The sequence below is a fragment of the Shewanella sp. 10N.286.52.E4 genome (assembly GCF_041468785.1).
Taxonomy (GTDB): Bacteria; Pseudomonadota; Gammaproteobacteria; order Enterobacterales; family Shewanellaceae; genus Shewanella; species Shewanella electrodiphila.
Map to the genome: position 1 here is coordinate 95459 of NZ_JBFRJJ010000011.1, position 18839 is coordinate 114297.

17 protein-coding genes are annotated in these 18839 nt (G+C 40.7%); 14 read left to right on the plus strand and 3 right to left on the minus strand.

Annotated elements, in window-relative coordinates:
* Positions 1-308 precede the first annotated feature (308 nt).
* The 7 genes from AB4153_RS06475 to AB4153_RS06505 all read left to right on the plus strand — a co-directional run bounded on the left by AB4153_RS06475 (position 309) and on the right by AB4153_RS06505 (position 7088).
* Positions 309-467 carry a periplasmic nitrate reductase, NapE protein gene (locus tag AB4153_RS06475; RefSeq protein ID WP_102528770.1) on the plus strand — a complete coding sequence of 53 codons (159 nt, stop codon included), beginning with the start codon at positions 309-311 and terminating at the stop codon, positions 465-467.
* Positions 468-506: 39 nt separating this feature from the next.
* Complete coding sequence (locus AB4153_RS06480) at positions 507-767, plus strand: chaperone NapD (protein WP_102528769.1); 261 nt, start codon at positions 507-509, stop codon at positions 765-767.
* Between the two features lie 2 nt (positions 768-769).
* Positions 770-3259 carry a nitrate reductase catalytic subunit NapA gene (napA, locus tag AB4153_RS06485; protein ID WP_229368468.1) on the plus strand — a complete coding sequence of 830 codons (2490 nt, stop codon included), beginning with the start codon at positions 770-772 and terminating at the stop codon, positions 3257-3259.
* An 11-nt stretch (positions 3260-3270) separates the two neighbouring features.
* Positions 3271-3741: a nitrate reductase cytochrome c-type subunit gene (locus AB4153_RS06490; RefSeq protein WP_102528768.1), complete on the plus strand. Its 471-nt coding sequence runs from the start codon at positions 3271-3273 to the stop codon at positions 3739-3741.
* Positions 3742-3749: 8 nt separating this feature from the next.
* Positions 3750-4349, plus strand: a complete 600-nt coding sequence (locus AB4153_RS06495; RefSeq protein WP_229368403.1) for a cytochrome c3 family protein — start codon at positions 3750-3752, stop codon at positions 4347-4349.
* A gap of 173 nt (positions 4350-4522) precedes the next feature.
* Complete coding sequence (locus AB4153_RS06500; protein WP_371996769.1) at positions 4523-6361, plus strand: ABC transporter substrate-binding protein; 1839 nt, start codon at positions 4523-4525, stop codon at positions 6359-6361.
* Positions 6351-7088 carry an ABC transporter substrate-binding protein gene (locus AB4153_RS06505; protein WP_303516591.1) on the plus strand — a complete coding sequence of 246 codons (738 nt, stop codon included), beginning with the start codon at positions 6351-6353 and terminating at the stop codon, positions 7086-7088. The genes AB4153_RS06500 and AB4153_RS06505 overlap by 11 nt, the downstream gene beginning before the upstream one ends.
* A 21-nt stretch (positions 7089-7109) precedes the next feature.
* Here the strand turns inward: AB4153_RS06505 and AB4153_RS06510 are convergent, their stop codons facing one another.
* A complete protein-coding gene (locus AB4153_RS06510; protein ID WP_229368400.1) occupies positions 7110-7529 on the minus strand; it encodes a hypothetical protein in 420 nt (139 codons plus the stop codon).
* A 437-nt stretch (positions 7530-7966) separates the two neighbouring features.
* Between AB4153_RS06510 and AB4153_RS06515 the strand changes: the two genes are divergently transcribed.
* The gene (locus AB4153_RS06515; RefSeq protein ID WP_102528317.1) at positions 7967-8272 is read left to right on the plus strand and encodes a hypothetical protein; all 306 of its coding nucleotides are present in this window, start codon (positions 7967-7969) and stop codon (positions 8270-8272) included.
* Here AB4153_RS06515 and AB4153_RS06520 read toward each other — a convergent pair.
* Together AB4153_RS06520 and AB4153_RS06525 are read right to left on the minus strand one after the other, a co-directional pair.
* The gene (locus AB4153_RS06520; RefSeq protein ID WP_371996771.1) at positions 8269-9270 is read right to left on the minus strand and encodes a D-alanine--D-alanine ligase; all 1002 of its coding nucleotides are present in this window, start codon (positions 9268-9270) and stop codon (positions 8269-8271) included. The genes AB4153_RS06515 and AB4153_RS06520 overlap by 4 nt on opposite strands.
* 317 nt (positions 9271-9587) lie before the next feature.
* Entirely contained in the window at positions 9588-10673 is a 1086-nt protein-coding gene (locus AB4153_RS06525) for an acyltransferase (protein ID WP_371996773.1), read from the minus strand.
* 246 nt (positions 10674-10919) lie between these two features.
* Between AB4153_RS06525 and AB4153_RS06530 the strand changes: the two genes are divergently transcribed.
* From AB4153_RS06530 to AB4153_RS06555, 6 genes are all read left to right on the plus strand, one after another.
* On the plus strand, positions 10920-11594 hold the full coding sequence (locus AB4153_RS06530) for a GntR family transcriptional regulator (protein ID WP_229368397.1): 675 nt from the start codon (positions 10920-10922) through the stop codon (positions 11592-11594).
* Between the two features lie 120 nt (positions 11595-11714).
* Positions 11715-12593 carry a methylisocitrate lyase gene (gene prpB, locus AB4153_RS06535; RefSeq protein ID WP_102528321.1) on the plus strand — a complete coding sequence of 293 codons (879 nt, stop codon included), beginning with the start codon at positions 11715-11717 and terminating at the stop codon, positions 12591-12593.
* 191 nt (positions 12594-12784) lie between these two features.
* Complete coding sequence (gene prpC / locus AB4153_RS06540) at positions 12785-13909, plus strand: 2-methylcitrate synthase (protein ID WP_102528322.1); 1125 nt, start codon at positions 12785-12787, stop codon at positions 13907-13909.
* Positions 13910-14037: 128 nt separating this feature from the next.
* Positions 14038-16647, plus strand: a complete 2610-nt coding sequence (gene acnD, locus AB4153_RS06545) for a Fe/S-dependent 2-methylisocitrate dehydratase AcnD (RefSeq protein ID WP_371996775.1) — start codon at positions 14038-14040, stop codon at positions 16645-16647.
* Positions 16648-16771: 124 nt separating this feature from the next.
* Positions 16772-17977 carry a 2-methylaconitate cis-trans isomerase PrpF gene (gene prpF, locus AB4153_RS06550; RefSeq protein ID WP_371996776.1) on the plus strand — a complete coding sequence of 402 codons (1206 nt, stop codon included), beginning with the start codon at positions 16772-16774 and terminating at the stop codon, positions 17975-17977.
* A gap of 99 nt (positions 17978-18076) precedes the next feature.
* A complete protein-coding gene (locus tag AB4153_RS06555) occupies positions 18077-18682 on the plus strand; it encodes a LysE family translocator (protein ID WP_371996778.1) in 606 nt (201 codons plus the stop codon).
* The last annotated feature ends 157 nt before the right edge of the window (positions 18683-18839 follow it).

An 18839-nucleotide genomic window follows, 5' to 3' on the forward strand; every position in this document is an offset into this window, starting at 1 on the left:
CAAGTTGATAACTTCTCTGGAAGCGACTATATATACTTAAGTATTATATTCTGATTTGAACAAACCTTTGTGATTGTTGTAAGCATGCTAATGCTTTTCCCTTCCATCAGTTCTAGTTGAATAAGTCAAAAAGATACCTTTGTATTGCAAGTGTTTAATCTGTTTTTATGATCTAGATCAACAAAGATACGTTTTACCAATTTGTGAGTATATAGTTTAGTCTTTGATTAAAGATAAAATTCTCGCAAATCTTAGTATGTAACAACTAAGTTACATCACTTTTATTCTAAACCTCTACTGGAGGCTCCATGAGTACAGATCCGCAAAGCGAAAAAAGCCTGGAATTTAAGATTTTTATCTTCTTGACGGTTTTTTTAGCGCCAATCTTATCGGCACTATTAGTCAGTGCACTCGGTTTTACCATATGGTTCAGTCAAATCCTTTCAGGCCCACCGGGTGCTGGTTAGCCATTAATTAATAACAAAAATAAAAGAGAAGTATTCTTGATGAGCAAAAAAGAAATTCATGTAACCAGCCTAATCGTCCAAGTCCATCCTGATCAAATGGGTGATGTGCGTGAAAAGATTATGGCGATGGAAAATGCTGAACTATCAGTAAACAACGAAATGAAGATTGTAGTGGTGATTGAAGGACCGACTCAGCGTTCTTTAATGGATGACATCTCTACCATAAATGCTATCCCTGGTGTGTTAACAGCCACTATGGTTTATCACCAAAGCGAAGAGCTAGAAGAGGGTGAAGAATGAGTATGAACAGACGTGAATTTATGAAAGCCAATGCTGCTATAGCAGCAGCTGGCGTAGCCGGTATGGCATTACCCGCAACAGCAAGTAACCTGATTACGAGTTCAGAACAGACAAAATTAGAGTGGAATAAAGCGCCTTGTCGTTTTTGTGGTACGGGCTGTTCAGTTATCGTAGCCACCAGAGACGGTAAAGTGGTTGCTACTCATGGCGATGCAAAAAGTGAAGTTAACAAAGGCCTTAACTGTGTCAAAGGTTACTTCCTTTCAAAAATTATGTACGGCCGTGATCGCCTGCAAACCCCGATGTTACGTATGACTGACGGTAAATACGACAAAAATGGTGAATTTACCCCAGTTAGCTGGGATATGGCGTTCGACACCATGGCTGAAAAATGGAAAAAGACCATTAAAGCTAAAGGGCCGACTGCAGTAGGTATGTTTGGTTCGGGCCAATGGACCGTTTGGGAAGGTTATGCAGCCGTTAAGCTTATGAAGGCGGGTTTTGGTTCAAATAATATTGACCCTAATGCGCGTCACTGTATGGCATCAGCGGTAGGTGGGTTCATGCGTACCTTTGGTATTGATGAGCCAATGGGCTGTTACGATGATATGGAAGCGGCTGACGCATTTGTATTATGGGGCTCAAACATGGCTGAAATGCATCCCATTCTTTGGACTCGCGTTACTGACCGCCGTTTAAGTGCACCACATGTAAAAGTGGCAGTACTGTCGACTTTCCAACATCGTTCATTTGATTTGGCTGATTTACCGATTGTATTTACCCCGCAAACAGATTTAGCAATGCTTAACTTTATTGCGAATTACATTATTCAAAATGACAAAGTCGACAAAGACTTTATCAGTAAGCATGTTAATTTCCGTAAAGGTGAAACGGATATTGGTTACGGTTTACGTGCATCACACCCGTTGCAGAAAAAAGCCAAGAATGTTGATACTGCTGGTGATTCAACCCCAATCGATTTTGAAGAATTCAAAAAGTTTGTTGCTGATTACGATGTTGAAAGTGTCAGTAAATTATCGGGTGTGCCAGAGCATAAACTGATTGAACTTGCTGAGTTATACGCTGATCCTAAGAAGAAAGTCACGTCATTCTGGACCATGGGCTTTAACCAGCACACACGTGGTGTGTGGTGTAACAACCTGATTTATAACATTCACTTGTTAGTCGGTAAGATTTCGACGCCAGGTAACAGTCCTTTCTCGTTAACCGGTCAGCCTTCTGCATGTGGTACCGCTCGTGAAGTGGGTACATTCTCACATCGTTTACCTGCAGATATGGTTGTGACTAATCCTAAGCACCGTAAGCTTGCGGAAGATATTTGGAATATTCCAAGTGGCATTATCCCACCTAAACCGGGCTATCACGCTGTTGAGCAAAATCGACGTCTTAAAGATGGAGATTTAAACTGTTATTGGGTGCAAGTGAATAACAATATGCAGGCTGCTGCGAACATGAATGAAGAAGGCTTACCGGGCTACCGTAACCCTGACAACTTCATTGTGGTGTCAGATGCATACCCAACAGTCACGACTCAAGCGGGTGATTTGATTCTTCCTTCTGCCATGTGGGTAGAGAAAGAAGGGGCATACGGTAACGCTGAACGTCGTACTCAGTTCTGGCATCAAATGGTTCAAGCTCCAGGCGAGTCAATGTCTGACTTATGGCAGTTGATGGAATTTTCTAAGCGTTTTACGACTGACGAAGTGTGGTCAAAAGATGTGCTTGATGCTAACCCTGAGTTTAAAGGAAAAACGTTATTTGAAGTCCTTTACCAAAATGGCAACGTAGAGAAATTCCCGTTAAGTGACACTGATCCTAAGTTTATGAATAACGAAGCTAAGCACTTTGGCTTCTATGTTCAAAAAGGGTTATTTGAAGAATATGCTGAATTTGGCCGTGGTCATGGTCATGATTTAGCTGACTTTGATCGCTATCATACTGAGCATGGTCTTCGCTGGCCTGTGGTTGATGGTAAAGAAACTAAATGGCGTTTCCGAGAAGGTGCTGATCCTTATGTTAAAGCCGGTAAAGGATTCGAGTTCTACGGTAAGCCAGATGGAAAAGCAGTGATTTTTGCCTTGCCATATGAGCCAGCGCCTGAAATGCCAGATGAAGAATTTGATATTTGGTTATCCACAGGACGCGTATTAGAACATTGGCACTCAGGTTCAATGACTCAACGTGTTCCTGAGCTTTATAAAGCCTTCCCTGATGCTGTGTGTTTCATGCATCCAGATGATGCTAAAAAGCGTGGTTTACGTCGAGGTGATGAAGTTAAAGTCATTTCACGTCGTGGTGAGATTAAAACCCGCGTTGAAACTAGAGGTCGTAACAAGCCGCCTGTTGGATTGGTTTTCGTACCATGGTTTGATGCTAGCCAGCTGATTAATAAAGTTACACTTGATGCGACAGATCCATTGTCGAAACAAACTGACTTTAAAAAGTGTGCGGTTAAGATTGTCAAAGCCTAAGGAGAACGACCATGAAAGCAGGTAAAATTTTATCAATGATTGCGTTATTGGGCTTCTCTTTTAGTTTGATGGCTGCATCAGTACCTGAAGAAAAAATTGCCACGTTGCGTTTAGCACCAATTGAAGTTGAGCCAACACCGCCAGCGATGCAAAAGGTGATTAACTCTGACGTAAAACAGGTGCGCAATTATCCAATGCAACCACCGGTTATTCCGCATCGCATTGATGGTTACCAGATTGATTTGAAAGTAAACAAATGTATGCAGTGCCATGCGCGTAATAGTACTGGGCACTCACAAGCACCTATGGTGAGTGTGACGCATTATATGGATAGAGAAAATAACTTCTTGGCATCTTTATCGCCGCGTCGTTATTACTGTACTCAATGCCATGTATCTCAATTAGATGCCAAGATACTTGTCGAGAATGATTTCGTTGATGTTAAAGAGTTAATGAAACATTCTTCAACAACTGAGCACTAGGAGCGTTTATGATTTCAAAATTACTAGAAAACCTGAAGTTAATTTGGAAGGTACTTAATCGTCCAAGTGTTCACTACAGTCTAGGTTTTCTAACTCTTGGTGGCTTTGTTGCTGGTGTGATTTTCTGGGGGGGCTTTAACACTGCCTTAGAAGTAACTAACCAAGAACAGTTTTGTATTGGTTGCCATGAGATGGAAAATAACGTTTACGAAGAGCTAAAAACGACCATTCATTTCACTAACCGAAGTGGTGTGCGCGCTACGTGTCCTGATTGTCATGTTCCCCATAATTGGACTGATAAAATTGCCCGTAAAATGCAAGCATCTAAAGAGGTTTGGGGTAAGGTATTTGGCACCATTAATACTCGTGAAAAGTTTGAAGCTAAACGTCGCCACCTGGCCGAGAATGAGTGGAATAGATTAAAAGCGAATGATTCATTAGAGTGTCGTAATTGTCATAACTTCGACTACATGGATTTTACGCGTCAATCTAAACGTGCATCACAAATGCATTCAACTTCACTCGCCAGTGGTGAGAAAACCTGTATTGATTGTCATAAAGGTATTGCACATCAATTACCTGACATGGCAGGCGTAGAAGGTTTTTAAATAAATTTAACGTTAAAATTTTATCTTAACTAGATTTTAAATTAACAATAAAAGGCCAGCATTAGCTGGCCTTTTTCATACATATAGGGCTATATTAAATAGATAAATAATTCAGTAGTAATAAAGACTTAATTTGGCTAACTTATCTTGAATCGAACACTGAAGCAGGATGCATGCAGAAATTGATACCATTATTGAACACTAGTATTGTAATCATCACTAAAGTCTTACTGAGAGTTGTAGTCTCAGTCACGCTTAGTACGGCTGTTGTCGCTACTACTGTTAGTGCTGCCGAACCTCAAATATTTGATAAAGCTGATCCTCAAGGCAAACTTCTCGTAAACTCGCAGCTTGACCATACTCAACAAGATACCTATGAACAGCAGCTTAACCCTCAGCAGCTTCAATGGCTAAAATCTGAATTTCAACCATCTACTTTATCTTTAGCTGAACAGAAACAAGAGATGCTGTGGTTTCAGCATAAAGCACAAGCTTTTAAGGGAATGGAAATTCGGGTGGTGTCGGAGCGAATAAATACTCATCAATACGAAGCCAATGTGCTAGCTAAAGCTTTCTTCGACATTACAGGTATTCACGTTATTCATGAGTTGACCAATGAAAATGATGTGATTAAAAAGTTTTCAGCTCAATTGATGACAGGTCAGCGACTTTATGATGCTTACATCAGTGATAGTGATCTAATTGGCAGTCAGTTTAGGCAGCAGCATGTAATGTCGATTACTGATCTAATCAATCATCACGCAAAAGATTTCACCTTACCAACGCTCGATTTAAGCGACTTCATTGGGCTTGCTTTTACTACAGGACCTGACGGGAAAATTTATCAACTACCTGATCAGCAGTTTGCAAACTTATATTGGTATAGGAGTGATTGGTTTGCTAATTCAGATTATCAAAAGCGATTTGAATCAAAATATGGTTACCCCTTAGGAATTCCTCAGAACTGGCAAGCCTATGAAGATATTGCCAACTTTTTTACCAATGATATTGGCGAAATCGCAGGTACCAAAGTATATGGTCATATGGATTACGCTAAATCTGATCCTTCTTTAGGGTGGCGTATTTCGGATGCATGGTTGTCTATGGCTGGAGTAGGTGACAAAGGCTTACCTAATGGACTTCCTGTAGATGAGTGGGGCATCCGTGTTGAAGATTGCCGTCCAGTGGGCGCTAGTGTTGAGCGAGGTGGAGCACTAAATAGTCCAGCAGCGATTTATGCCATAGAGAAGTATAAAGAGTGGCTAATAAAATACGCGCCTCCTGAAGCGAAACAGTTAACGTTCTCAGAGTCTGGGGATTGGGCTGCCAAAGGCAATATTGCCCAACAAATATTTTGGTATACCGCCTTTGTGCCAGATTACACAAAAAAGGGTTTATCGGTGATGAATAAAGATGGCACCCCTAAGTGGCGTGTTGCACCTTCACCTGTAGGCAAGTATTGGCAAAAAGGCATGAAATCAGGTTATCAAGATACTGGTGCTTGGACTTTTTTAAATCACACTCCAGATGAAAATCAAATTGCAGCTTGGCTATATGCACAGTTTGTTGTGTCTAAAACGGTTTCATTAAAGAAAACGTTAGTCGGCGCAACGCCAATACGTCAATCGGACATCGCATCAGATATTATGACTGAACAAGCTCCTTATCTTGGTGGGCTAGTAGAGTTTTATCGAAGCCATGCAAGGGATGTTTGGACACCAACAGGCACCAATGTGCCAGATTACCCCGGTATGGCAGGTTATTGGTGGCAAGCTATTAGTCTTATTATTGAAGGTGAGCTATCTGTTACTGATGGAATGAATGCTTTAGCTGAGCAAATAGATCAGCATTTAATTCGTTTGCAAGATCAAGATTTAATTTGCGGGCCAAAAGTGAATAAGCAGGTAAAACCTTCTATTTGGTTAAATAAACCTGGCTCGCCAAAGCAGTTAATGCCAGAAGAAGTAAAAGGGAAAAGCTTACCTTTTGAGGAGGCAATAAATGCTTGGTAAAAAGCTAGCTTATTTATTGTTGTGTGTTTGGTATTTATCAATCAATGCTGTCACTTCTGTATCTGCTTCTGAAATCACAGTATATACCTATCAGCACGTACCTTTTGCAGAGCAAACTGATGCTCATCATCAAGGCATGATTATTGACATCATTGATGAGTTATTTACTCGTGCAAATATGGAATACAAAGTGATATTTAACCCACTTAAACGTGGTTTAACGATGACCGCAAGAGACCAAAATGTTTGTGTGTTACCTATAGTTCGCACCCAACAGATAGAAAGTGAATATCGCTGGGTTGGACCTATTTTAATTTCAAGATATGGTTTATTCAGTGCGAAAAGTAAATCAATCCCTTTGGTAACGCTTCAAGATGCTAAGCATTTGTCTATCGGCACTTATTTAGGCAGTGGCATTAGTGAATATTTAGATTCGTTTCGTTACCAGGTTCAGCTTACAAACGAAGATGGATTAAATATTAAGAAACTTGATAGAGGCCGAATTGACCTATGGGCCGCGGAGTTGATTAGTGCTAAGGCATTAATGACGCAATCAAAAACGCAATTAGGTGAACCTGAACTTATATTCCACACATCTTTACGGGCTATGGCGTGTAATGAGGCTTTAGATGTATCTAAACATCAGGCGTTGGTCAATGCACTAAATGAAATGTATCAAGATGGCTTTATGGCGAAAATCAATTTAGCCTACGGAGCTTCCCTGTAGGTAGGCCATGGGGGTATTACTCTAGAACGTTATACGTGAGTATTTATAAGTAGATTTTCCAAAATCTGCCATTAGTTGTTGATGCATTTCTACTTTTTTTGAAGGTACTAATAACACATCATTGTCATTTTTAAGAATAGTCATTGGTGATAATGCTCTTCTTAAGAATCCGGAATCTCCTTCTGGTAAAAATGATATCTTATCATCTACTTTTGACCAAGCACCGTTAGAATAACTAGCGATCCCAATCGGACCTTCAAGATTTGACTCGTAACGTCCATCTTCATGTAGAATTAAATGAATGTTATTACCAAATCCATCGTTGTTAAAATATTTCCCGCTGACCATAGATGTGTCTATTTCTTGACGATTATCTGAAGATTGGAAACTACTACACCCAATTAAACTAAGCATCAGAATTAAACAAAATTGCTTATACATTTTATTTCCTAATTTTTGAACAATTTAAAATTGAGCTTATGCATTATGTCAATTTTATGTGGCACTTTCGTTGCAACTGAATACTCTATTGATTTAATGTTAAAATCAAGTGTTAAGTCATTTTTTTGACAAATAGTGTGATATTGACGTCATTGTGATATTAGTTGCTACTTGTTATTTTAAGTGGTTGATAATATTGTTATTGGTAAGTCTTGGAACTTCAGTTTTTTAAATTAAAACGATGAATGTCTTAAAAAATTCATCTAAAAACCTCTCTTGATATAGTTCGAAAGTACTAATTCACTATTGGTTTAGTCTATAAATAGTCTTCACTAGCTTTGACTATTTTATAACAAGCTATACTTATCATATTCAGCCAGCTCTCAACGGATGAGATATCCGCTGATAACAATATGAGCTTTGTTTGGAGGGGTATTATGTCTATGGTGAGTTCTAAAGATTTTGCTAATTGGCTTAAGCTGCAATTTGATCAATTAGAGTCTGGTGTCAGTTTAACAAGAGAAGATATTAATCAATTAACTGGAAGACAAGGCTTCTCGTTGGTGTTTATCAATGATATTCATTATGAGTTGATGCAGCACGGTATTGCGTTTGTGACAGACACATACAGGCAGCATTTTTATATGGTAAAAGTGCAGGATAACCCTTGGCGAGATGAATTAGAAAATGCTGGCCATCAGCAAACATTTTCCAATATCATTTCTATTAATATGTCGCGCTAAAGCTGACTTTCGATGCTATCTACAAGGTAAGCGGTAAAATCCTCACCGTGATTTTGGAGCATTTTGGGGAACATCGAAATAGGAGTCGAGCCAGGGAAGGTATTAATTTCGTTTAACAAAATCTCATTTTTATCAGTCAAAAAGAAATCAATTCTTGATAAGTGTCTTAACTTCATCCCTTTAAATGCTTTAATCGCGTACTCTCTGATTTGCTCTGCCACTTCTTTAGATAAGTTTTGGGCTACAACATCGGTTCTGGCTTTGCTACTGGCATTATACTTTTCTTCAAAAGTGTAAAACGTATTGCTGGCGCAAATAATTTCCCCTGGCAGTGTGGCAATCACTTTTCCTTGATACTCATACACCGCAACTTCTAATTCTCGAGCAACAATGGTTTTTTCAACCACCACTGAGGGTGCGAAACTGAATGCGTCTTTTAAAACTTGCTCAACTTGCGACACATTATCCACTTTGTAGCAGCCAACAGATGAACCTTGAGATGCCGCTTTTACAAATACCGAACCCCACTCATTGAGTGCCGTTTGAGTCTGCTCAATGGCACCTTGGTTCATATCATTTAGGAAGATATATGGCGTGTTCGGAATGCCGAGCGCTGTGAACCACATTTTGGCGGTGATTTTATTAAAGCAGTTGCTTGATGCTTCAGATTCACAGCCAAAATAAGGCAGTTGAATAAGATTAAAATACGATTGAATATCACCGGTTTCACCTGGGAAACCATGAATACAAGGAATAGCATAATCAACAGGCCAAGCGGGTTTGTTTTGGTCATCAAAACGCACTTCACGGCGACTGATTAACTCGCAGCGGTAACCATCTTGATCAAAGTAATGGCCATTACCATCAAGCTCTAGTCTCAGTAGGTTTATTCTATCTGACTTAGCTAATGACGATTCAAAATAGTTTGCTGACAATACTGAAACGTCATGTTCAGTGCTGCCGCCGCCGCAGATTAGAAGTACATTGATAATTGTCATAAAGCCCCGAGAGAAGTTGACCGTGTAAAACTGGTTTGTTGTGTACTCATGATAATGAACTGAGAAGGTTTAGTGCAAGCAAGGTTTTAGATAACTGCTTATCAAATCAACAATCGCAGTCATTAATTCTTACACAGGGGTCATAAATTGTTATACGGGATTCAGTGAGCTTCAAAGAGTAAAATAAAAAGCCTTATTATTCATAACAAGGCTTAGTTTTTGCGCTAGCTGTATTTACGAGATACTTTTATGAAATTCTCGTTCATAAGTGCTTTTTATTAGGCAAATACAAGTCATGAAACTGCGATTAATGATGCTTACCAACCGATAATATAGCGACTTTTCTTGCTCAATATTGTCTTAATAGCGGTAGCGATAAAGTATGAAACGATTATTACTCCCATCGTAACGACTAATGTCGTAAGCAAGTTGCCACTTCCTTCAAAACCGAAAATATCTGGACTGTTATATATCATCCACCAAGGCGTTGTTATCCAAGGGTGGATGAAATATATGGCAAAGCTGACTTCTGCTAATTTTTGTAGGGGTTTAATACTGATATGTTCAAACTTATTCAAAATGGCCAATATCACAAATGTGAGCAACATTTTTTGTGGCAACATTAAATCCGGAACAGTGAACTCTAGCGCCGCTTTATTAAGGGTGCCGGCACCAAACCAATGAGCTTGTGCAACAGCTAATCCAATGGCTAACAGCAGCATGACTACCCAGTACTTATCGATGAATGGGAAAAGTTTGTCTCGATGAGCTGAACCCCAAACACCCAATAAATAAACAGGTAAAAAATAAAAAAGTGATTGTATCGCATTGAGGTTTGATTCAGGTCGGTGAATTAACATCGCAATAATAAACAGTGGTACAGCAACTATCAGAAGGTGCTGGCGTTTAATTAAATGCATGACCCAAGGAGATAGGGCAAACAACATCATTCCCATTGGGATATACCAGTAAGCTGTTAGGGTCCTACCTGTGATGACATACCAGCTTGCTGCTACTGCAGGCTTTTCAATGCCGGCATACATCACATGTAGCGCTGGATCAGTACCTACCGTCAAATGCCAGAATATCCAAGGTAGCGATAACAGTATGTATGGCAAAAAGACAAATTTGGTTTTGTTCTTCATGTATTTTTTATAGTCCCAACGGTGATAAAACACGTGATGGAATAAAAAACCAGAAATAAACACAAAAAATACTGTGCCATTCATCATTAAGTTGAACCAAGCTTTATCTGCAAGGGTTTCAACTTCCCAACCTGCAGGCCTATAACAATGAGCCATAACGATAAAAATAATCGCTATACCACGAAAATGATTAATGCTGTTTAAAAAGCCTTTTTTTTCAGCAGGATTTCCCCTTGGTGACTCAGCGCTATCTGACATATTAAGCCTTGATTCTATTATTATTTAGTTAGAAATATCAGTGTTACTCCATTGTGCTTTTATTGTTAATAAATAACAACTATTAACCTTGCTTGTTTGAATCCTCTTATGCTCATTCGAAATGTATTGAAATCTTGACGTGCACGTTAGACCTTTGTCGACAATGTGTAGGTTTTATATTGACCATACTCATGAATAAGCCTATATTGTCGACAATTATTCGAAGTAGAGTTCAATCATATTCCAATGACATTCTTTAACGAACAGCCAATAACTGCAGCCGATAAGACTTTCTTTGAATTACGCAAAGATATTGTTGAAGGTGAGATTCAAGCTGGTTCAAAGCTTAGTGAAACTGAGCTGTCGACAAAGTACCAAGTCAGTAGAGCTATCATTCGTGAGGCGATCAATCGCTTAGAGTCATGCCATTTGGTGGAACGTAAAGCTAATGTTGGCGCTAGAGTCGTGGCGTTAACGCCTGAAGGCTTAATTGAACTGTATCAAGTTCGAGAATCTTTAGAAGGCATGGCAGCAAGATTGGCTGCTAAGAATATGACAGAGTCTGAGATTGCAGATTTAAATGGATTACTTAACCGTCATTTTGATGAAGTTCAAACAGGCGAGTCCTATTACCAAGAAGCGGGTGATGTCGATTTTCATTACCGCATCATAATTGGCAGCAAAAACAAGCACCTCATTACAGTTCTTCTTGAAGGTATGTATCACCTTATTCGTATGTATCGCGTACAACTCGGTATGGCGGGGCCAAGAGTCACAACCGCATTTGATGAGCATAAACATATCGTTAAAGCGATTTCGAATCGTGATGAAGAGCTGGCAGAAATGCTAATGCGTCGTCATATCATGTACTCGAAAGCAAATATCGAAACCAAGTTAGAAACCAAATTAGTTATCAACTAGAAAGTAGCTATCAACTAAAAGTAACAATTAATAAATATATTACGAACAGTAAATAGTAAAAAGAATAATCAACCAGTTAGCAATTCATACTGCTTAAAGCATAAAAAAGAGAGGGAAGTCATGAGCGCAGGCAAAAAATTTCGTCAAGCACTAGCTGACAATAAACCATTACAAATTGTCGGTACTATCAATGCTTATTCAGCAATGATGGCAAAGCAAATTGGTCATCAAGCCATTTATCTTTCGGGTGGCGGCGTAGCAAATGCATCATACGGTTTACCAGATCTAGGAATGACGTCACTCAATGATGTCATTGTTGATGTACAACGTATTACATCAGCATGTGATTTGCCTTTGATGGTTGATATTGATACTGGTTGGGGCGGTGCTTTCAATATCGCTAAAACCATTCGCGATATGGAAAAAGCCGGCGCAGCAGCAGTGCACATGGAAGATCAAGTGGCGCAAAAACGTTGCGGTCATCGCCCGAATAAAGAAATCGTGTCAACTGATGAAATGGTCGATCGCATTAAAGCAGCAGTTGATGCGCGTATTGACCCAGATTTTTTCATCATGGCACGTACAGACTCATTTGCTCAAGAAGGCTTAGAAGCTGCAATCGCTCGTGCTAAAGCTTATGTTGCAGCGGGTGCTGACGGCATTTTTGCTGAAGCGGTTAAAACTGAAGAACATTATCGTGCATTTTCTGAAGCATTAGATGTGCCGATTTTGGCCAATATCACTGAGTTTGGTCAAACAGAACTTTGGAACAAAGAGCAGCTAGGCGAGTGGGGCGCTGACATGGTGCTTTACCCATTAAGTGCATTTCGTGCGATGAATAAAGCCGCTGAAAATGTTTACAGCGCAATATTAAAAGATGGCGATCAAAAAGCCGTTGTCGACACGATGCAAACCCGCATGGATTTGTACGATTACTTGGGTTACCACGATTACGAGCAAAAGCTAGATAGCTTATTTGCTGAAGGCAAAAACAAGTAAACGTGAGTTATTTATAAAATATCTCCAATTGTGAGTGTGTTTGTATAAAAAGTGCACAAATCTTGTTTTGGGACAAGGTAAGTTACTCGCAAATGGATAGGTTAAATAGTGTGGTTTAACCGCCCCCTACAAAGCTCAGATCATAAGAAATTGATCATAAGAAATAGAACATAAAAGAATAGGACATCATTATGGTAGACAAGAAATTAAGTGGCGCAGGCCTTCGCGGTCAAAGCGCAGGTGAAACAGCATTATGTACAGTGGGTAAATCAGGTTCTGGTTTAACGTATTGTGGTTATGATGTGGCTGATTTATCTGAAAATGCCACCTTCGAGGAAGTCGCATATTTATTATTTAACGGTGAATTACCTAACCTAGACCAGTTAGCAACATACAAAGCAGGCCTAAAAGCACAGCGTGATTTACCGCAAGCACTTAAAGAAGTATTGCAGCGTATTCCTGCAGATGCACATCCAATGGATGTGATGCGTACGGGTTGTTCATTCCTAGGTAACCTTGAGCCAGAAGTTGATTTTACAGAGCAAAATACAGCTGCCAATCGTCTGCTTGCCGCTTTCCCAGCCATCATGTGCTACTGGTATAAATTCAGCCATGAAGGCGTAGAAATTGATTGTGTGACCGATGAAGATACAATTGGTGGCCATTTCTTAAAGCTATTACGCGGTGAAACGCCTTCTGAGCAGCATCGTAAAGTAATGGACGTGTCACTTATTCTATATGCTGAGCATGAATTTAATGCTTCTACCTTTACCGCTCGTGTTTGTGCATCAACTTTATCAGACATGTACTCTTGTATTACGGGTGCTATCGGTACCCTGCGTGGACCTCTTCATGGCGGCGCGAATGAAGCGGCTATGGATATGATTCAAAAATTTACTTCACCAAGCGATGCTAAAACACAAATGGCTGGCATGCTTGAGCGTAAAGAAAAAATTATGGGCTTTGGTCATGCGATTTACCGCACCTCAGATCCGCGTAATGTGATCATTAAAGCCTGGTCTGAAAAGCTTGCAGATGAATTTGGCAATACCAGCCTTTATGATATTTCTGTTGCATGTGAAGAGTTCATGTGGGATAGCAAAAAGTTATTCTGTAATGCAGATTTCTTCCATGCATCGGCATATCACTTCATGGGTATTCCAACTAAGCTATTTACGCCTATTTTTGTTTGTTCACGCTTAACAGGCTGGGCTGCGCATGTGATGGAGCAGCGCACTAATAACCGTATTATCAGACCAAGTGCTGATTATACTGGGGCTGAACCTCGTACAGTAACGCCAATTAGCGAAAGATAAACCTTAAAGGCTAACGACACTACGTTAGCCTTTTTCGTCAGTCTTTTAGCAAATCTTTTCGCTAACCTTTAGCTCAGCTTTGTCACTTAAGATTTGCCTACATAAAACAAATAACAATGGATGTAGTTATGAACGCTAACTATAGAAAACCGCTTGCAGGTTCATCGCTTGATTACTTTGATACACAAGCTGCAATCAACGATATTGAGCCAGGGGCTTTTGAAAAACTGCCTTATACTTCTCGTGTTTATGCCGAGAATTTAGTACGTCGCTGCTCACCTGAAACACTTACTGATTCACTCAAACAAATTATTCATCGCAAACGCGATTTAGATTTTCCTTGGTATCCTGCACGTGTGGTCTGTCATGATATTTTAGGCCAAACTGCGTTAGTCGATTTAGCCGGTCTACGTGATGCGATTGCAAAAAAAGGCGGGGACCCTGCAAAAGTTAACCCTGTAGTACCAACCCAACTTATTGTCGATCACTCTTTGGCTGTGGAACACGCAGGTTTTGATAAAGATGCTTTTGAGAAAAACCGCGCCATTGAAGATAGGCGTAACGATGACCGTTTCCATTTTATTAATTGGACTAAGACGGCCTTTGAAAACATTGATGTGATCCAGCCGGGTAACGGTATCATGCATCAAATCAATCTTGAGAAAATGTCACCTGTGATACAAGCACGTGAAGGCGTGGCATTTCCTGATACCTTAGTGGGTACCGACAGTCATACACCACATGTAGATGCACTTGGTGTCATTGCAATCGGTGTTGGTGGATTAGAAGCTGAAAGCGTAATGCTTGGCCGTCCATCATGGATGCGTCTGCCTGATATCGTTGGCGTTGAGTTAGTTGGCAAACGCCAAGCTGGCATAACCGCCACCGATATCGTGTTAGCTATCACTGAGTTTTTACGTGAACAAAAAGTGGTTTCAACTTATCTTGAGTTTTACGGTGAAGGTGCTGCTAATCTGACATTGGGCGATCGTGCAACAATTTCAAACATGACCCCAGAGTTTGGTGCGACCGCAGCGATGTTCTACATCGATGACAAAACATTAGACTATCTAACATTAACAGGTCGTGAAGATAGCCAAGTTAAATTGGTGGAAACCTATGCTAAAGCCAATGGTTTATGGGCTGACTCACTAGAAAATGCTGAATACGAGCGTGTTTTACGTTTTGATTTATCAAGCGTTGGCCGCAATATCGCAGGACCTTCTAACCCGCATCGCCGTGTATCTACGAGTGATTTGGCTAAGCAAGGGATTAGTGGCAAAGTTGAAAACGAAACGGGTTTGATGCCTGATGGCGCTTGTATTATTGCCGCTATTACCAGTTGTACTAATACTTCAAATCCACGCAATGTCATTGCAGCTGGTTTATTAGCCCGTAACGCTAATGCTAAAGGCCTGACTCGTAAACCTTGGGTTAAAACGTCACTGGCGCCAGGATCTAAAGCGGTTCAGCTCTATCTTGAAGATGCCAACTTATTAACTGAACTTGAAGCCCTAGGCTTTGGTATTGTCGGTTTTGCCTGTACCACTTGTAATGGTATGAGTGGCGCACTTGATCCAGTTATTCAAAAAGAAGTGATTGAACGCGACTTATACACCACTGCAGTGTTATCGGGTAACCGAAATTTTGATGGTCGTATTCACCCTTACGCTAAACAAGCGTTTTTAGCATCACCGCCACTGGTTGTTGCCTATGCTATTGCTGGCACCATTCGTTTTGATATTGAAAAAGATGTGCTTGGTCAAGATAACGAGGGTAATGACATTCGCTTAAAAGATTTGTGGCCATCTGATGCTGAAATCGATGCAGTGATAGCTCAAAGCGTTAAACCTGAGCAATTTCGCAAAGTGTATGAGCCTATGTTTGATATTAAAGTGGACTATGGCTCTTTACAAGATGGCTCTTCAGCAAAGATTGATCCACAGTATGATTGGCGTCCTCAGAGCACCTATATCCGTCGCCCTCCTTATTGGGAAGGCGCATTAGCGGGTGAGCGCACCATGAAAGGCATGCGTCCATTAGCGGTATTAGGTGACAACATCACTACCGATCATTTATCACCATCAAACGCGATTATGCTTGATAGTGCCGCCGGTGCTTACCTTGATAAAATGGGCTTGCCAGAAGAAGACTTTAACTCATATGCGACCCATCGAGGCGATCATTTAACAGCTCAACGTGCGACGTTTGCCAACCCGAAATTGCTTAATGAAATGGTGCAACACAACGGCCAAACCAAACAAGGCTCTTATGCTCGCATTGAGCCAGAAGGGCAAGAAAGCCGCATGTGGGAAGCAATTGAAACCTATATGGAACGTAAACAGCCATTGGTGATTATTGCTGGTAAAGATTACGGCCAAGGTTCAAGTCGTGACTGGGCAGCCAAAGGGGTTCGCCTAGCGGGCGTTGAAGTGATTGTCGCTGAAGGCTTTGAGCGTATTCACCGCACAAACCTTGTGGGAATGGGCGTGTTACCGGTTGAATTTATTAATGGTGAAACGCGTCAAACTTATCAAATTGATGGCACTGAAACTTTCGATATTATTGGCGAGCGCACGCCTGGTGCGATGATGACGTTAGTTATCCATCGCCGTGATGGTTCACAGACTGAAGTGACGGTGAAGTGTCGTTTAGATACTGCTGAGGAGTTGTCGGTTTATGAAGCGGGCGGCATTTTACAGCGCTTTGCTCAAGACTTTTTAGAAGCGAACCATTAATTATTGGTGTTAAATTCATAACAAAAGGCGGCGCTTTAGTAAGTTAAGCGTCGGCCTTTTCGTATTGATTTTGTATCGGTTTTTACCGATTTTGTCGGTTCTTATCGATAGTCTAGGAAATAATATGTCTCATATTCCACAAATTAAAATCCCTGCAACCTATATGCGTGGCGGCACCAGTAAAGGGGTGTTTTTCAAGTTAACTGATTTACCTGAAACCGCTCAAATCGCGGGGACGGCGCGAGATGCGTTATTACTAAGAGTGATTGGTAGCCCAGACCCTTATGGCAAGCAAACTGATGGTATGGGCGGGGCAACCTCAAGTACCAGTAAAACGGTTATTTTATCTAAAAGTACTCAAGCTGATCATGATGTTGACTACCTATTTGGCCAAGTGGCGATTGATAAACCCTTTGTTGATTGGAGTGGCAACTGCGGTAATTTAACGGCTGCAGTGGGCTCATTTGCCATTTCAAATGGTTTAATCGACGCCCAGCGTATACCTGAAAATGGCATTGCTGTCGTTCGTATTTGGCAAGCCAACATTAATAAAACCATTATCGCCCATGTGCCAATTGTGAATGGTGAAGTGCAAGAAACCGGTGATTTTGAACTTGATGGGGTGACATTTCCAGCCGCTGAAGTCTTAGTTGAGTTCATGGCGCCAGCAGATGCGAATGCTGCTATGTTTCCAACGGGTAATGTGGTTGATGAGTTGATTCTGCCACAATCTATCCCTGAATTTAAAGCTAAAGGTATTTCATCGGTAAAGGCGACAATGATCAATGCGGGTATTCCTACCATTTTTGTCAACGCTGCTGATATTGGCTACAAGGGGAATGAGCTGCAAGATGACATTAACAATGATGAAAATGCATTAGCTTTTTTTGAAATGTTACGTGCTCATGGTGCAGTGAAAATGGGGTTAATTGAGCACATTGATGAGGCTAAAGCCCGTCAACATACGCCGAAAATTGCATTTGTATCTGCCCCCAGTGATTACACATCATCAAGTGGTAAAGCCATTGCTCGCACTGATATCGATTTGCAAGTGAGAGCGTTATCTATGGGTAAACTGCATCATGCGATGATGGGGACGGCGGCTGTGGCAATTGGCACTGCCGCTGCGGTTAAAGGTTCATTGGTAAATATAGCTGCTGGTGGCACGTCTCGCACTCAAGTGATATTTGGTCATCCTTCAGGCACTCTTAAAGTGGGCGCAGAAGCGACATTAACTGATGGCAACTGGCAAGTTAACAAGGCCAGTATGAGTCGCAGTGCAAGAGTATTAATGGAAGGCTGGGTTAGAGTTCCGGGCGATAGCTTTTAATTATTTAAAGCGGCCTAATCATCAGAGACAATGTTAAATATCGATTTTTCAAGGCTTATAACGATAACGTTATAAGCCTTTTTTATAGGGAATGTTATTTTGATCGAATCCTTAATGACGTTAGTTATTGCCACAAGCTTATTATTAGGCTCACCAGGCCCTGTGCCCATTGCGCTCGCTGCAATAGGGGCTACATTTGGTGTTAAACAAGGTCTGCCATTTTTGTGTGGCATATTGTCAGGCTTATTGTTGGTTATCCTGGCTACGGTACTTGGCTTGTCAGCCTTATTTACTGCTTATCCAAACTTTAGAATTATCTGTCAAATTATTGCTTCGCTGTATATGGTTTATATTGCCTTTAAAATTGCCACAGCTTCAGTAGTGCCAAACATTGCAGAACAGTTAGCACCTAAATATAGAGATGGCTTAGTGTTGAATGTACTTAACCCTAAAGCCTATGCCGCTTTTATCGCAATTTTCTCTCAGTTTCTACTACCGCTTTCACACACCTCCATCAGTTATTTGATGACAGCAGTGATATGCATTGTTGTTGCAGCATTGGTCGATAGTCTTTGGTTGGTGTTTGGCAGTTTAGTAAAGCCAGTTTTTTCTTCGCCAAAGCATGCTAAAGCTATTCGATTAGTGTTTGCGATCTTATTAGTCATTACTGTGTTAGTTTCTTTGGTGTTTAGCTTGCCAAGTTAACCCGTTATCACGATTTGTTACAGCTTATGACGACAGGACATTATGTGGATTGGGGGGATTCAAGTTATCTTGTTTAATATAAGTCGAGCTTTCACTCAGCCATTGCATCTAAGTAAGTGCAGCGAGCTATTGCAATCAGTCATAACAATCATCCATT

Coding starts and splice junctions, on each gene's coding strand:
- AB4153_RS06475 (WP_102528770.1), top strand. CDS start 309: ATGAGTACAGATCCGCAAAGCGAAAAAAGCCTGGAATTTAAGATTTTT.
- prpC (WP_102528322.1), top strand. CDS start 12,785: ATGGTAGACAAGAAATTAAGTGGCGCAGGCCTTCGCGGTCAAAGCGCA.
- prpF (WP_371996776.1), top strand. CDS start 16,772: ATGTCTCATATTCCACAAATTAAAATCCCTGCAACCTATATGCGTGGC.
- AB4153_RS06525 (WP_371996773.1), bottom strand. CDS start 10,673: ATGTCAGATAGCGCTGAGTCACCAAGGGGAAATCCTGCTGAAAAAAAA.
- napA (WP_229368468.1), top strand. CDS start 770: ATGAACAGACGTGAATTTATGAAAGCCAATGCTGCTATAGCAGCAGCT.
- prpB (WP_102528321.1), top strand. CDS start 11,715: ATGAGCGCAGGCAAAAAATTTCGTCAAGCACTAGCTGACAATAAACCA.
- AB4153_RS06530 (WP_229368397.1), top strand. CDS start 10,920: ATGACATTCTTTAACGAACAGCCAATAACTGCAGCCGATAAGACTTTC.
- AB4153_RS06515 (WP_102528317.1), top strand. CDS start 7,967: ATGTCTATGGTGAGTTCTAAAGATTTTGCTAATTGGCTTAAGCTGCAA.
- AB4153_RS06480 (WP_102528769.1), top strand. CDS start 507: ATGAGCAAAAAAGAAATTCATGTAACCAGCCTAATCGTCCAAGTCCAT.
- AB4153_RS06510 (WP_229368400.1), bottom strand. CDS start 7,529: ATGTATAAGCAATTTTGTTTAATTCTGATGCTTAGTTTAATTGGGTGT.
- AB4153_RS06500 (WP_371996769.1), top strand. CDS start 4,523: ATGCAGAAATTGATACCATTATTGAACACTAGTATTGTAATCATCACT.
- AB4153_RS06520 (WP_371996771.1), bottom strand. CDS start 9,270: ATGACAATTATCAATGTACTTCTAATCTGCGGCGGCGGCAGCACTGAA.
- AB4153_RS06505 (WP_303516591.1), top strand. CDS start 6,351: ATGCTTGGTAAAAAGCTAGCTTATTTATTGTTGTGTGTTTGGTATTTA.
- AB4153_RS06490 (WP_102528768.1), top strand. CDS start 3,271: ATGAAAGCAGGTAAAATTTTATCAATGATTGCGTTATTGGGCTTCTCT.
- AB4153_RS06495 (WP_229368403.1), top strand. CDS start 3,750: ATGATTTCAAAATTACTAGAAAACCTGAAGTTAATTTGGAAGGTACTT.
- acnD (WP_371996775.1), top strand. CDS start 14,038: ATGAACGCTAACTATAGAAAACCGCTTGCAGGTTCATCGCTTGATTAC.